This window comes from Mesorhizobium dulcispinae, assembly GCF_033977345.1.
GTDB classification, from domain to species: domain Bacteria; phylum Pseudomonadota; class Alphaproteobacteria; order Rhizobiales; family Rhizobiaceae; genus Mesorhizobium; species Mesorhizobium dulcispinae.
In genome coordinates this window covers 278,884-291,671 of the sequence record NZ_JAVIIY010000002.1, presented here as the reverse complement: position 1 = coordinate 291,671, position 12,788 = coordinate 278,884, and the positions used below count along the sequence as shown (strand labels likewise).

Here is a 12,788-nt window from a genome sequence, read left to right as displayed (position 1 = left end):
ATGCGAAAATGGCCGTGGCGGCATGCGCCGGCGCGGCCTTTTTCTTTGTCCCGAAAAGTCCTAGATGACGCAGACAGGCGGCCGCGACGCGGCGGCCGCGAAGGGTTTGAAATGGTCACTGTTCTCGACACGATCGCCAACGCGCCGCGCCCGCGGCATCCCGAAAAGGCGCACAGGCCGGACCAGGAAGTGCTGCGCAAGCCGGACTGGATCCGCGTCAAGGCGCCGGTTTCGAAGGGCTATGCCGAGACGCGCGAGATCGTGAAGTCGCACAAGCTGGTGACGGTGTGCGAGGAGGCCGGCTGCCCGAATATCGGCGAATGCTGGGACAAGAAGCACGCCACCTTCATGATCATGGGCGAGATCTGCACGCGCGCCTGCGCCTTTTGCAATGTCGCCACCGGCATCCCGACCGCGCTCGATCCGGACGAGCCGGCGCGCGTCGCTCATGCGGTCAAGCAGATGGGTCTCAGCCATGTCGTCATCACCTCGGTCGACCGCGACGACCTTGCCGACGGCGGCGCTCAGCATTTTGCCGACGTCATACACGCCATCCGCGCGGCGACACCGTCGACGACCATCGAGATCCTGACACCCGACTTCCTGCGCAAGGACGGCGCGCTGGAGGTCGTCGTGGCGGCCAAGCCCGACGTCTTCAACCACAATCTGGAAACCGTGCCGTCGAACTACCTGACGGTTCGGCCGGGCGCCCGCTATTTCCATTCGATCCGGCTGCTGCAGCGCGTGAAGGAACTCGATCCGTCGATCTTCACCAAGTCCGGTATCATGGTCGGCCTCGGCGAGGAGCGGAACGAGGTGCTCCAGCTGATGGACGATCTGCGCTCGGCCAATGTCGACTTCATGACCATCGGCCAGTATCTGCAGCCTTCGAAGAAGCACCACCCGGTGATCCGCTTCATCACGCCGGACGAGTTCAAGTCCTATGAGACGATCGGCAAGACCAAAGGCTTCCTGCTGGTGGCGTCGAGCCCGCTGACGCGCTCCTCGCATCATGCCGGCGAGGATTTCGCCAGGCTGCGCGCGGCGCGCGAGGCGCAGCTCAAGAAAGCCAACTGACGTCTAAATGCCGAAATTCGAAGCCACCCGCCGCGTCGCTCATCCGCCGGAAAAGATGTTCGCGCTGGTGGCGGACATCGAGGCTTACCCGCAATTCCTGCCGCTTTGCGAGGCGCTGACGGTGCGCTCGCGCAAGCAGCGCGACGGCCGCACCATCCTCGTCGCCGACATGAGCATCGGCTACAAGGCGATCCGCGAGACGTTCACGACGCAGGTGCTGCTCAAGCCCGACCAGAACGCCATCGACGTCAAATACATCGACGGCCCATTCAAATATCTGAGCAATATCTGGCGCTTCGACCCGGCCGAAGGGGGCTGCGAGGTCCACTTCTTCATCGACTACGAGTTCAAGAGCCGCATCCTCGGCGCGTTGATGGGCACGATGTTCGACCGCGCCTTCCGCATGTTCTCGGAGGCCTTCGAGAAGCGCGCCGACGTGATCTACCGCGCGAAGCCGGCCTAACTTTCCCCAAGCGCGCGCAGCGCTAGCTGCAATGCATGCCGAACCGTCTCGTGGCGGATGAATTCACGACCCTTATGGCCGAACAGCTGGTGCTCGACGGCAACTGGTTGGCCGGCAAGTGCTATCCCGAACCAGACGAGTCCGACCGGCTTCTCCGGCGAGCCGCCGCTTGGACCGGCAATGCCGGTGACGGCAAGCGAAAGGCTCGCGCGCGAATGCGTCAGCGCCCCCGCCGCCATTTCGTTGACCGTCTCGCGCGAGACCGCGCCATGCGCCTCAAGCGTCGCGGCAGAGACGCCGAGCATGTCCATCTTGGCTGCGTTGGAATAGGTGATGAAGCCACGGTCGACCACGGCGGAAGAGCCGGCAATGTCGGTGAGCGCTGCAATGATCATGCCGCCGGTGCAGCTTTCAGCGGTCGCCAGCATGATGCCGCGCTGCTGGCAGGCCTGGAGCAGGGCGTTGGCGAGTTCTGCGTTGCTCATGCCGGCACGTCTCCCGGATAGACGACGCTGGCAGTGGCGATCGCCGCAATGCCTTCACCGCGCCCGACAAAGCCGAGCTTCTCGTTGGTCGTCGCCTTGATCGAAATACGCTCCGGCGCGATGCCGAGCATCGCCGCCAGCGCCGCCGTCATCGCCTCGCGATGCGGCCCGACGCGCGGCGCCTCGCAGATCAGCGTGATGTCGGCATTGGCGATGCGCCCGCCGCGCTCGCGCACCAGCTTCGCCGCATGCTCGACGAAGATCTTCGAGGCTGCACCCTTCCATTGTGGGTCCGATGGCGGGAAATGCGTGCCGATGTCGCCGGCGCCGCAGGTGGCGAGCAGCGCATCGGTAAGAGCATGAAGCCCGACATCGGCGTCCGAATGGCCGGACAGTTTCCGATCGTAGGGGATGGCGACACCGCACAGCGTGACATGGTCGCCGGGCTCGAAAGCGTGCACATCGTAGCCATTGCCGGTGCGGATGTCCGGAAAGCGCGGCAGCGCATTGGAGAGCCGCTGGTCGGCCATCGCTATATCCCTTGCCCAGGTGAGTTTGACGTTGTCCGGCGAGCCGGTGACGATCTTGACCGGAATATGCGCCCATTCGGCGATGGCCGCGTCGTCGGTGAACTCGTCGGTTTTGCCGAGGTGATGCGCCTTCTCGTGCGCCGCCAGCAGCGGCCAGAACGGAAAGCCTTGCGGCGTCTGCGCGGCGTGCAGGCCGGCTCTCGATACGGTCTCCTCGATCATGCCGGTTGCGGATTCCCGTTTGAGCGTGTCGGCCACGGGCAGCGCGGGCAGCGCGCCCTGGCGCTCGCCGATGGCATCGATGGTGCGATCGATGAGCCCGACATCCAGGAATGGGCGCACCGCATCATGCACCAGCACCTTTGCCGGCGCTCTCTCTCTAAGCGCCAGCAGCCCGAGCCGGACGGAAGCCTGACGGGACGAGCCGCCGGTGACCGCGAAAACACGCTTGGCATGCGCTCCCGCCGCGCGCTCGAAGAGCTCGGCGTCGTCGGCGTGGATCGCCACGACCACGGGGCCAATTCTTGGATGTGAAAGAAACGTCTCCAGCGTATGCGCGATCACCGCGCGGCCGCCGATGCGCTGATACTGCTTCGGCCCGTCGGCCTGTCCGGCGCGCGCGCCGCGTCCGGCGGCGACGATAACCACGCCGACCTTGCCGTCCTCATCCGAAGCCCGATTTGCACTTGCATCAGTCATGCCGAGAGGCTTAGTCGCGGCTCGAAGGGAAGGCCAGCATTTTCCAAAATGCGCCTTAATGTGACGTCATTGCGCGTTGCACAACGGCTTGCATCTGGCTAGACAATGTGCAGCAATCGAACATGCTTGGTTTTTGTGCATGCCTGAGTTGACCACATTGGCTTCGCCGCTCGATCTCGGCGGCGTGAGGATTCGCAACCGCGTGTTCCTCGCGCCGATGTCGGGCATCACCGACGAGCCGTTCCGGCAGCGCGCCCATGCGCATGGCGCCGGGCTGGTCGTGTCGGAAATGGTGGCGAGCGGTGAATTGGCCAGGGGCAGGGCGGGCTGCGACCTGCGCATCCGCCATTCAGGCCTGCCCGTCCATATGGTGCAGCTTGCCGGCCGCGAGGCCGTGCACATGGCCGAAGGCGCGCGAATCGCGGCGGGCGAGGGCGCCGACATCATCGACATCAACATGGGCTGCCCGGCGAAGAAGGTGACGGGCGGTTATGCCGGCTCGGCGCTGATGCGCGATCTCGATCACGCGCTGTCGCTGGTTGAAGCGGTGGTCGGCGCGGTCGAGGTTCCGGTGACGGTAAAAATGCGGCTTGGCTGGGACGAAAGCGCGCTCAACGCGCCGATGCTGGCGCGCCGCGCCGAGCAGGCCGGCGTGAAGATGGTGACCGTGCATGGCCGCACGCGCTGCCAATTCTACCAGGGCAAGGCCGACTGGCGCGCCATCGCGCGCGTCAAGCAGGCGGTCTCGATCCCGGTGGTGGCCAATGGCGATGTCGGTTCGCCGGAAGAAGCGGCGACCATCCTCGATCAGTCCGGCGCCGATGCGGTGATGATCGGCCGCGCCCATTACGGCGCGCCGTGGATCGCCGGCAGCATCGCCGCCGGTACATCGGCGCACGACATTCCCCAAACGTCGCAAGCTCTCGCCGACTACGTCGTCGGCCACTACGAAGACATGCTCTCGCTCTACGGCATCGAAAGCGGACTGCGCCAGGCGCGCAAGCATCTCGGCTGGTATCTCGACCGCCACGCGGCCGGTGTTTCCACCGAGCAGCGCAAGCAAATTCTCACTTCGTTCGAACCGGCCAAGGTCATCGCAGGGCTGCGTGGCGCGTTCTACGACGGCGTGACATCGCCCGAATTGCGGAGCGCGGCATGACGGCGAGCGTCCCCCAGGCAGCCGACATGGCGGACGCCGCCAACATCGTGCTGAACACCATCCGCCGCCCGGTGATCATGGTCGATCCCGACGGCTTCATCACTTTCGCCAATGCCGATGCCGAGGATTTCTTCCGCTCCAGCGCGACCATGCTTGCCCGCAACACGCTGTCCAAGCTGGTGCCATTCGGCAGTCCACTGCTGACGCTGGTCGATCAGGTGCGCGAGCGCCACGCGCCGGTCAACGAATACCGCGTCGATATCTCCTCGCCGCGCCTCGGCATCGAGAAGATGGTCGACCTCTATGTCGCGCCGGTGACCGAGTTTCCGGGCTCGGTCGTGGTGATGTTCCAGGAACGGTCGATGGCCGACAAGATCGACCGCCAGATGACGCACCGGGGCGCCGCGCGCTCGGTCACCGGCCTTGCGGCCATGCTGGCGCACGAGATCAAGAACCCGCTCTCGGGCATCCGCGGCGCCGCGCAGTTGCTCGAGCTGTCGGCTTCCGACGAGGACCGGGCACTCACCCGCCTGATCACCGACGAGACCGACCGTATCGTCTCGCTGGTCGACCGCATGGAAGTGTTTTCCGATGAGCGGCCGATCGAGCGCTTCCCCGTCAACATCCACGTTGTGCTCGACCATGTGAAGGCGATCGCAAAGAACGGATTTGCGAAAAAAATCAAGATCTTGGAGGAGTATGATCCTTCATTGCCTCCGGTCTTTGCCAACCGAGACCAGCTGATCCAGGTGTTCCTCAATCTGGTCAAGAATGCCGCCGAGGCGATCGGTGCCGACCCGCAGGGCGAGATCGTGCTCTCGACGGCGTTCCGGCCGGGCATCCGCGTTTCCGTGCCGGGAACGCAGGACCGAGTCTCGCTGCCGCTCGAATTCTGCGTGCATGACAACGGTCCTGGCGTTTCCGAGGACATCCTGCCGATCCTGTTCGATCCGTTCATCACCACCAAGCCGAACGGCTCGGGCCTTGGGCTGGCGCTGGTCGCCAAGATCGTCGGCGAGCACGGCGGCATCATCGAATGCGATGCGACGCCGCGCGGAACCACGTTCCGCGTCCTGATGCCGGCCTGGAAGGAGACTTCGCCCGGCGCCGGCGACGAAGCAGAAGGAGACCGCAAATGACCGCTCGCGGCAATATTCTCGTCGCCGACGACGATGCGGCCATCCGCACCGTGCTCAACCAGGCGCTGTCGCGCGTCGGCCATGAGGTGCGCGTGACTTCGAACGCCTCGACGCTGTGGCGCTGGGTGGCGGCCGGCGAGGGCGATCTCGTTATCACCGATGTGGTGATGCCGGACGAGAACGCCTTCGACATGCTGCCGCGCATCAAGAAGGCGCGGCCGGAGCTGCCGGTTATCGTCATGAGCGCGCAGAACACCTTCATGACCGCCATCCGCGCTTCCGAGACGGGCGCCTACGAATACCTGCCGAAGCCCTTCGACCTCACCGAGCTGCTCAACATCGTCAACCGGGCGCTGGCCGAGCCGAAGCGGCCGAAGCTCGATTCGCGCGCCGACGAGCAGCCGGAGACGATGCCGTTGGTCGGCCGCTCGGCCGCCATGCAGGACATCTACCGCATGCTGGCGCGCATGATGCAGACCGACCTGACGGTGATGATCAGCGGCGAGTCCGGCACCGGCAAGGAACTGGTGGCGCGCGCGTTGCACGAATACGGACGCCGCCGCGGCGGGCCGTTCGTGGCCATCAACATGGCGGCGATCCCGCGCGACCTGATTGAATCGGAGCTGTTCGGCCATGAGAAGGGCGCTTTCACCGGCGCCCAGAACCGCTCCACCGGCCGCTTCGAGCAGGCCGAAGGCGGCACGCTGTTCCTCGACGAGATCGGCGACATGCCGATGGAGGCGCAGACGCGCCTGCTGCGCGTCCTGCAGCAGGGCGAATACACGACCGTCGGCGGCCGCACGCCGATCAAGACCGACGTGCGCATCGTCGCCGCCACCAACAAGGATTTGCGGACGCTGATCAACCAGGGGCTGTTTCGCGAGGACCTGTTCTACCGCCTGAATGTCGTGCCACTGAGACTCCCGGCGCTGCGCGAGCGCTCCGAGGACGTTCCAGACCTCGTCAGGCACTTCTTCAAGCAGGGTGCCAGCGAAGGCCTGCAGACCAAGCGCATTTCCGCGGGCGGCATCGAGCTGATGAAGCGCTATCCCTGGCCCGGCAACGTGCGCGAGCTGGAAAACCTGGTGCGCAGGCTGGCCGCGCTCTATTCGCAGGACGAGATTTCGGCCGAGATCATCGAGGCAGAGCTCAAGACCGGCGAAAGGCCTGTCGTGCCGGACGGCGGCGCGCTGATGCCCGACGATCTGTCGATCGGCCAGGCGGTCGAGCATTTCCTGCAGCGCTATTTTGCATCTTTTGCCGGCGAACTCCCGCCCTCCGGACTCTACCAGCGCATCCTCGCAGAGGTCGAATATCCGCTGGTGCTGGCCTCGATGACCGCGACGCGCGGCAATCAGATCAAGGCGGCCGAGCTTCTGGGCCTGAACCGCAACACGCTGCGCAAGAAGATCCGCGAGCTCGGCGTCAACGTCTACAAATCCTCTAGACAGGTCTAGGCCTTCGATACCGGCCAGGTGCTTTGCCGGCCCGTCTCGTTTGTTCCGCCCGCCGGTCGACGGGCGGAACGCTTCATTCCCATTCCATATAATTGGTTCAGAGATAGTCTCTGACGGTATCCGCGATCATCACGTCAAGGCTGCTGGCCTTCACGCCAAGGAGATGCTCGGTGTCGGAAGAATCGACCAGCAGCGGGCGATCGAAGAGATATTGCATTTCCACGAGCTCATGCATGCCGAGGGCTTCCATCTCGGCAACGGAGTAGCAGCGCATTGGCGCGACCTCTCTTCCGAGCATTGCCGCGGTTCGGCGGACAAGGTCGCGGGGCGAAGCGTATTGCGACGGGACATGGAAGGCTCGCCCCCATTCGCCCGTGTAGAAGGCTGACGCGACGAGCGTCCGGGCGGCGTCCTTGATGAAAGCCCAGGCATGATCGGCATCGAGGTCTCCCAAGAAGGCGACAGGCTTTCCTTCAACGACGGACGGCAGCGCGAGAAGCGAGAAGTAGGTGACCGCGCCATACCCCAGATAGTCGCTGGAGCGCACCTCGATGGCCGGCACATTGGCGCGAGATACACGCTGCCACATTATCGTCCGGACAGTGCCCTTCCTCGATGTCGGGTCGAGAGGCAGGTCTGAACGGAGGGGACTGTCGGCGTTCTCACCATAGCTGTAGAGATTTCCAAGCAGGATGATCTTCGCATCGACGGCTTCCGCCGCGCGCACTGTGCCGTCGACGATCGGAAAGAAGTCGGTCGGCCACCGGTGGTAGGGCGCCATGGCACACATGAAGATGGCATCCGCGCCCCGGCTGATGCGCGAGAGTGCGGCGGCATCGGTGGCGTCCGCCTGCATCGCGCGGACGCCGGGCAAATCGATATCGCTGACGCTCCTGCTTGTGAGGACGACGTCATGCCCTTGCTCCCCAAGCAGGCGAGCCGTCTCCCGGCCGACCGGGCCTGCTCCGACGACGACATAGTAACTCATATGAACCTCTTTGCGTTGGCAAACGAGGCGCAGGTCTAAGGGGCTTCGGCATTGAAAATCGCGCAGGAACCGCCAAATGTTGGGCAGGTTCTGCCATGATTTCGAGGCATGTTTCGCATGTATCCGCAGTTTGCTTCGGCCCGGGCCTCGGCTGGCATATCGATCGCTTCCCGGCATATCGAAGCAGGCACCCACCGGCTGCCGCGAATGGATCATCACCGCATCATGGTCCATGCCAGCGCGGCGACGCGTTCCTATTGCAATGACGCCGGACGATATTTCTTACGGCGCACCGGTGACATTGATTTCGTGCCCGCGGGACAGGAGGGCGGGTTCGAGGCCGAAACCTCATTCGATACAAAGGAGGTTCGCCTGTCGCCCGCCATGCTTGAGGGCGTGGCTTCGGAGATCGAAGGCGATATAAGGGCGCGCCGTTTCGACACACGGCACCTGCTTCGGGACGAACGTATCGAATACCTCGTCCGGGCACTTGAGACCGACCAAAAGGCAGGCTCGCCGGGCGGAACGCTGTTCGCCGAAAGTGTCGGCGTCGCACTTGCGGTGCGGCTGCTTGGTCTCGACGATTTGGAGACGGATCGAACGGTCCGGCTGTCGGACGCGCAGCTTAAGCGCGTCCTGGACTATGTCGACGCCCATCTTTCCGAACCGCTCACGATCGACACGCTGAGCCGCATCGCCAACGCCAGCAGCTCGCATCTCAGGACATGGTTCAAGGCGGCGACCGGCACGACCCTTCACCGCTATGTGCTGCGACGCCGCGTTGAGCGCGCCCGCTCCCTGATTCTGGAAAGCGACCTCAGCACCAGCGAAGTGGCCTACCTGACAGGTTTCGCGCATCAGTCGCATCTGGCGCATTGGATGCGCCGCGAGATTGGGCAGACGCCGCGCAGCTTGCGACGGACGCGACCGGGGAAGTGACGCGAGCCATCGCGTCGCCGGGCCGCCTCGTTTCCGCGGCATTGGGTCGCCGGCTTTGTGCTTTTGCGTGAATGAGCCGGGGAAGATTTCCGTCCTGGCCACACTTGTTGCATAATCGCCACAATGCGTTGCATACATCCGGCGCAATGACCGACTCTAGACGGCGATATGGCTGCTGAGGCTCCGACATTGAACCAACCGCTTTTCAGCCGGGCCGGCGTTCGCGACGGCCGCCGGCTGCTCGCACTGCCTGGCGTGGTCGCGATAGTCGGCGCGATGATCACGGCTGCGATCTCGTTCGCCATCCTTGTCGGCGCGACCCCCATCGCGCCGAACGCCGACGCCACTTGGGCGCTGATCGCGCTCAATGCCGTCTTCGTCCTGTTCCTGATCGCCCTGATCAGCCGCGAGATCCGCCGTATCGTCATGGCCCGCAAGCACGGCCGTGCGGCCTCGCGCCTGCATGTGCGAATCGTCGCCATGTTTGCGCTGGTCGCCGCCATCCCGGCGATCATGGTGGCGATCATCGCCTCGATCACGCTCGATGTCGGCCTCGACCGCTGGTTCGAGATTCGCACCAAGACGATCGTCAATTCGTCGCTGTCGATCGCCGATGCCTATGTCCAGGAAAATGCCCGCAACCTGCAGGGCACGACCCTGTCGATGGCCTACGACCTCGATGCCTCACGCACGCTCTACGGCCTCGATCGGACCGGCTTCCTCGATCTCATGAACAAGGAGGCTGTTGGCCGCGGACTGGCGCACGCGGCGCTGATCAAGCCTGACGGCTCCTTTGTCATGAGCGCCAAGACCGACGCCGACTTCGCAATGCCGGAGCCGCCGCCGGGCGCTGTCGAGACGGCCGCCGACGGCAAGCCGGTGCTGATCGAGCCGCGCACGCGCAACATCATGGGCGCCATCGTCAAGCTGCGCGAGATCGAGGGCCTTTACCTTTATACGATCCGCTTGGTCGACCCCGAGGTGATCAGGGCGCGCCAGATCGTCAAATCCAACACCGACGAATACCGCAACCTCGAGGACAACCGTCGGACGTCCCAGGTAGCCTTCGCGCTGCCCTATCTGTCGCTGACCCTTATTGTCATCCTGTCGGCGATCTGGACCGGCATTGCCGTGGCGGACCGCATTGTCCGGCCGATCCGCCAGCTGATCGGCGCGGCCGACGAGGTGGCGACCGGCAATCTGGACGTCGCCGTCCCTGTGCGCCAGTCCGACGGAGACGTCGCTTCGCTCGGCGACACCTTCAACAACATGATCCTCGAGCTCAAGTCGCAGCGTAATGAGCTGTTGTCGGCCAAAGACCTGATCGACGAGCGGCGGCGATTCTCGGAGGCGGTGCTGGCCGGCGTGACCGCGGGCGTCATCGGCGTCGATCCTTACGGCATCATCACCATCGCCAATCGCTCGGCCGAAACGATGCTGGCGATCTCGGCAAGTGCCGCGCTCGGACAGAACCTGTCGGCCGTCCTGCCGCATGTCGGCCGCGTCTTCGAGATCGGGCGCCAATCCGGCAAGCCGGTCTATCGCGAGCAGGTGACTTTCTTCCGCGCCGGCATGGAACGGACTTTCAATGTCCAGATCACCGTCGAGGCCGGAGACGATGGCTCGGAGGAAAAATCCTATGTCGTCACCGTCGACGACATCACCGATCTCGTGCAGGCGCAGCGCTCTTCGGCCTGGGCGGATGTGGCGCGGCGCATTGCCCACGAGATCAAGAATCCCCTGACGCCGATCCAGCTCTCGGCCGAGCGCATCAGACGCCGTTACGGCAAGGTCATCACCGAGGATCGCGAGGTCTTCGACCAGTGCACCGACACCATCATCCGCCAGGTCGAGGACATCGGCCGCATGGTCGACGAATTCTCGGCCTTCGCCCGCATGCCGAAGCCGGAGATGAAGCTGATAGACCTGCGCGAATCGCTGCGCGAGGCCTCGTTCCTGGTAGAAGTCAGCCGTTCCGACATTGCTTTCCAGCGCGATTTCGGCAACGAGCCGCTCAAGGGCACGTTCGACAGCCGCCTGATGGCGCAAGCCTTCGGCAACGTCATCAAGAACGCCGCCGAGGCTATCGACGGACTTGATGCGCGAGACCGTTCCGACGGCACAATCCGGATTCAAGCCGGGCGCCAAGATGGCGCCATAAGAATCGACGTAATCGACAATGGCAAAGGGCTGCCGCGAGAGAATCGGCAGAGATTGCTCGAGCCCTATATGACGACGCGCGAAAAAGGCACCGGCCTTGGCCTCGCTATCGTCAAGAAGATCGTGGAGGACCATGGCGGCCGGCTCGAATTGCACGACGCGCCGCCGGATTTCCACGGCGGCCGGGGCGCGATGATCTCGATCATCCTGCCGCCGGCGGCGGTCGTTGCCGCGCCGCCACGCGGCGAAGGCCGCAATGAACACGAACGAGAAGCTGAAAAGGTCGGTAATGGCGTCTGACATTCTCATCGTCGATGACGAGGAAGACATCCGCGAACTGGTCGCTGGTATCCTGAGCGACGAAGGTCACGAAACCCGCACGGCACACGATGCCGACAGCGCGCTTGCGGCGATTGCCGATCGCGCGCCTCGGCTGATTTTCCTCGACATCTGGCTGCAGGGCTCGCGTCTCGACGGCTTGGCGCTGCTCGACGAGATCAAGACGATGCATCCGAACATGCCGGTGGTGATGATCTCCGGCCACGGCAATATCGAAACGGCGGTGTCGGCCATTCGGCGCGGCGCCTATGACTTCATCGAGAAGCCGTTCAAAGCCGACCGTCTCATCCTGGTCGCCGAGCGCGCGCTGGAAACCTCCAAACTGCGGCGCGAGGTCTCCGACCTCAAGCTGCGCAGCGGCGAGACTTTCGACCTGATTGGCATGTCGTCGGCCATGAGCCAGTTGCGGCAAACCATCGAGCGCGTCGCGCCGACCAACAGCCGCATCATGATCATCGGTCCGTCCGGCTCCGGCAAGGAACTGACGGCGCGCGCCATTCACGCCTTGTCGGCGCGCAAAACGGGACCGTTCGTGACGCTGAGCGCCGCTACTATCACGCCGGAACGCATGGAGATCGAGCTGTTCGGCACCGAATCGAACGGCACCGAGCGCAAGGTCGGCGCGCTGGAGGAGGCGCATCGCGGCATCCTCTACATCGATGAAGTGGCCGACATGCCGCGCGAGACCCAGAACAAGATCCTGCGCGTGCTGGTCGAGCAACAGTTCGAGCGGGTAGGCGGCACCAAGCGGGTCAAGGTCGACGTCCGCATCATCTCCTCGACGGCGCAAAACCTGGAGGCGATGATTGCCGACGGCCGTTTCCGCGAGGACCTCTATCATCGCCTGGCGGTGGTTCCCGTCATGGTGCCGGGTCTCGCCGAGCGGCGCGAGGATATTCCCTATCTCGTCGACAATTTCATGAAGCAGATCGCCCGCCAGGCCGGAATCAAGCCGCGCCGCATCGGTGACGACGCTTTAGCCGTGCTGCAGGCGCACAACTGGCCGGGGAACGTGCGCCAGCTGCGCAACAATGTCGAGCGGCTGATGATCCTGGCGCGCGGCGGTGAAGCCGACGCGCCAATCACCGCCGACCTTCTGCCCTCCGAGATCGGCGACGTCATGCCGCGCACGCCGAACCAGTCGGACCAGCACATCATGGCGCTGCCGCTGCGCGAGGCGCGCGAGCAGTTCGAGAAGGACTATCTGATCGCCCAGATCAACCGCTTCGGCGGCAACATCTCGAAGACGGCCGAATTCATCGGCATGGAGCGCTCCGCCTTGCACCGCAAGCTGAAGTCGCTCGGTGTTTAAAAGCAATTCCAGCAAAAGTGCGCCGCGGTTAGGCTCGGCGG

The 12,788-nt window shown here is 64.2% G+C and carries 11 protein-coding genes; 8 read left to right on the top strand and 3 right to left on the bottom strand.

What is annotated here, in order from left to right:
• The first annotated feature begins 111 nt into the window (after positions 1-111).
• Positions 112-1,077 carry a lipoyl synthase gene (lipA, locus tag RFN30_RS06025; RefSeq protein WP_320261222.1) on the top strand — a complete coding sequence of 322 codons (966 nt, stop codon included), beginning with the start codon at positions 112-114 and terminating at the stop codon, positions 1,075-1,077.
• 7 nt (positions 1,078-1,084) lie between these two features.
• Positions 1,085-1,540, top strand: a complete 456-nt coding sequence (locus RFN30_RS06020) for a type II toxin-antitoxin system RatA family toxin (protein WP_320261221.1) — start codon at positions 1,085-1,087, stop codon at positions 1,538-1,540.
• Here RFN30_RS06020 and RFN30_RS06015 read toward each other — a convergent pair.
• Entirely contained in the window at positions 1,537-2,025 is a 489-nt protein-coding gene (locus RFN30_RS06015) for a CinA family protein (protein ID WP_320261220.1), read from the bottom strand. The two genes, RFN30_RS06020 and RFN30_RS06015, sit on opposite strands and share 4 nt — an antisense overlap.
• Complete coding sequence (locus RFN30_RS06010) at positions 2,022-3,254, bottom strand: bifunctional 2-C-methyl-D-erythritol 4-phosphate cytidylyltransferase/2-C-methyl-D-erythritol 2,4-cyclodiphosphate synthase (RefSeq protein ID WP_320261219.1); 1,233 nt, start codon at positions 3,252-3,254, stop codon at positions 2,022-2,024. The genes RFN30_RS06015 and RFN30_RS06010 overlap by 4 nt, the downstream gene beginning before the upstream one ends.
• A gap of 139 nt (positions 3,255-3,393) precedes the next feature.
• Here RFN30_RS06010 and dusB point away from each other — a divergent pair, with 139 nt between their 5' ends.
• Genes dusB through ntrC form a run of 3 tightly spaced genes read left to right on the top strand, consistent with a single transcriptional unit; the run spans position 3,394 to position 7,009 of the window.
• Complete coding sequence (dusB, locus tag RFN30_RS06005) at positions 3,394-4,413, top strand: tRNA dihydrouridine synthase DusB (RefSeq protein WP_320261218.1); 1,020 nt, start codon at positions 3,394-3,396, stop codon at positions 4,411-4,413.
• Positions 4,410-5,552, top strand: coding sequence for a two-component system sensor histidine kinase NtrB (locus RFN30_RS06000; protein ID WP_320261217.1), 1,143 nt, complete (start codon positions 4,410-4,412; stop codon positions 5,550-5,552). The genes dusB and RFN30_RS06000 overlap by 4 nt, the downstream gene beginning before the upstream one ends.
• Complete coding sequence (gene ntrC, locus RFN30_RS05995) at positions 5,549-7,009, top strand: nitrogen regulation protein NR(I) (protein WP_320261216.1); 1,461 nt, start codon at positions 5,549-5,551, stop codon at positions 7,007-7,009. The genes RFN30_RS06000 and ntrC overlap by 4 nt, the downstream gene beginning before the upstream one ends.
• A 97-nt stretch (positions 7,010-7,106) precedes the next feature.
• Here ntrC and RFN30_RS05990 read toward each other — a convergent pair whose 3' ends face one another.
• Complete coding sequence (locus RFN30_RS05990) at positions 7,107-8,231, bottom strand: NAD-dependent epimerase/dehydratase family protein (protein ID WP_320261215.1); 1,125 nt, start codon at positions 8,229-8,231, stop codon at positions 7,107-7,109.
• Between RFN30_RS05990 and RFN30_RS05985 the strand changes: the two genes are divergently transcribed.
• The 3 genes from RFN30_RS05985 to ntrX all read left to right on the top strand — a co-directional run bounded on the left by RFN30_RS05985 (position 8,223) and on the right by ntrX (position 12,747).
• The gene (locus RFN30_RS05985; RefSeq protein ID WP_320261214.1) at positions 8,223-8,936 is read left to right on the top strand and encodes an AraC family transcriptional regulator; all 714 of its coding nucleotides are present in this window, start codon (positions 8,223-8,225) and stop codon (positions 8,934-8,936) included. The two genes, RFN30_RS05990 and RFN30_RS05985, sit on opposite strands and share 9 nt — an antisense overlap.
• A gap of 168 nt (positions 8,937-9,104) precedes the next feature.
• A complete protein-coding gene (locus tag RFN30_RS05980; protein ID WP_320261213.1) occupies positions 9,105-11,396 on the top strand; it encodes a sensor histidine kinase NtrY-like in 2,292 nt (763 codons plus the stop codon).
• Positions 11,386-12,747, top strand: a complete 1,362-nt coding sequence (ntrX, locus tag RFN30_RS05975; protein ID WP_320261212.1) for a nitrogen assimilation response regulator NtrX — start codon at positions 11,386-11,388, stop codon at positions 12,745-12,747. The genes RFN30_RS05980 and ntrX overlap by 11 nt, the downstream gene beginning before the upstream one ends.
• The last annotated feature ends 41 nt before the right edge of the window (positions 12,748-12,788 follow it).

Excerpts from the sequence above, each read along its gene's own strand:
- lipA (WP_320261222.1), top strand. The coding sequence starts at position 112 with ATGGTCACTGTTCTCGACACGATCGCCAACGCGCCGCGCCCGCGGCAT.
- RFN30_RS06020 (WP_320261221.1), top strand. The coding sequence starts at position 1,085 with ATGCCGAAATTCGAAGCCACCCGCCGCGTCGCTCATCCGCCGGAAAAG.
- RFN30_RS06015 (WP_320261220.1), bottom strand. The coding sequence starts at position 2,025 with ATGAGCAACGCAGAACTCGCCAACGCCCTGCTCCAGGCCTGCCAGCAG.
- RFN30_RS06010 (WP_320261219.1), bottom strand. The coding sequence starts at position 3,254 with ATGACTGATGCAAGTGCAAATCGGGCTTCGGATGAGGACGGCAAGGTC.
- dusB (WP_320261218.1), top strand. The coding sequence starts at position 3,394 with ATGCCTGAGTTGACCACATTGGCTTCGCCGCTCGATCTCGGCGGCGTG.
- RFN30_RS06000 (WP_320261217.1), top strand. The coding sequence starts at position 4,410 with ATGACGGCGAGCGTCCCCCAGGCAGCCGACATGGCGGACGCCGCCAAC.
- ntrC (WP_320261216.1), top strand. The coding sequence starts at position 5,549 with ATGACCGCTCGCGGCAATATTCTCGTCGCCGACGACGATGCGGCCATC.
- RFN30_RS05985 (WP_320261214.1), top strand. The coding sequence starts at position 8,223 with ATGGTCCATGCCAGCGCGGCGACGCGTTCCTATTGCAATGACGCCGGA.
- RFN30_RS05990 (WP_320261215.1), bottom strand. The coding sequence starts at position 8,231 with ATGGACCATGATGCGGTGATGATCCATTCGCGGCAGCCGGTGGGTGCC.
- RFN30_RS05980 (WP_320261213.1), top strand. The coding sequence starts at position 9,105 with ATGGCTGCTGAGGCTCCGACATTGAACCAACCGCTTTTCAGCCGGGCC.
- ntrX (WP_320261212.1), top strand. The coding sequence starts at position 11,386 with ATGGCGTCTGACATTCTCATCGTCGATGACGAGGAAGACATCCGCGAA.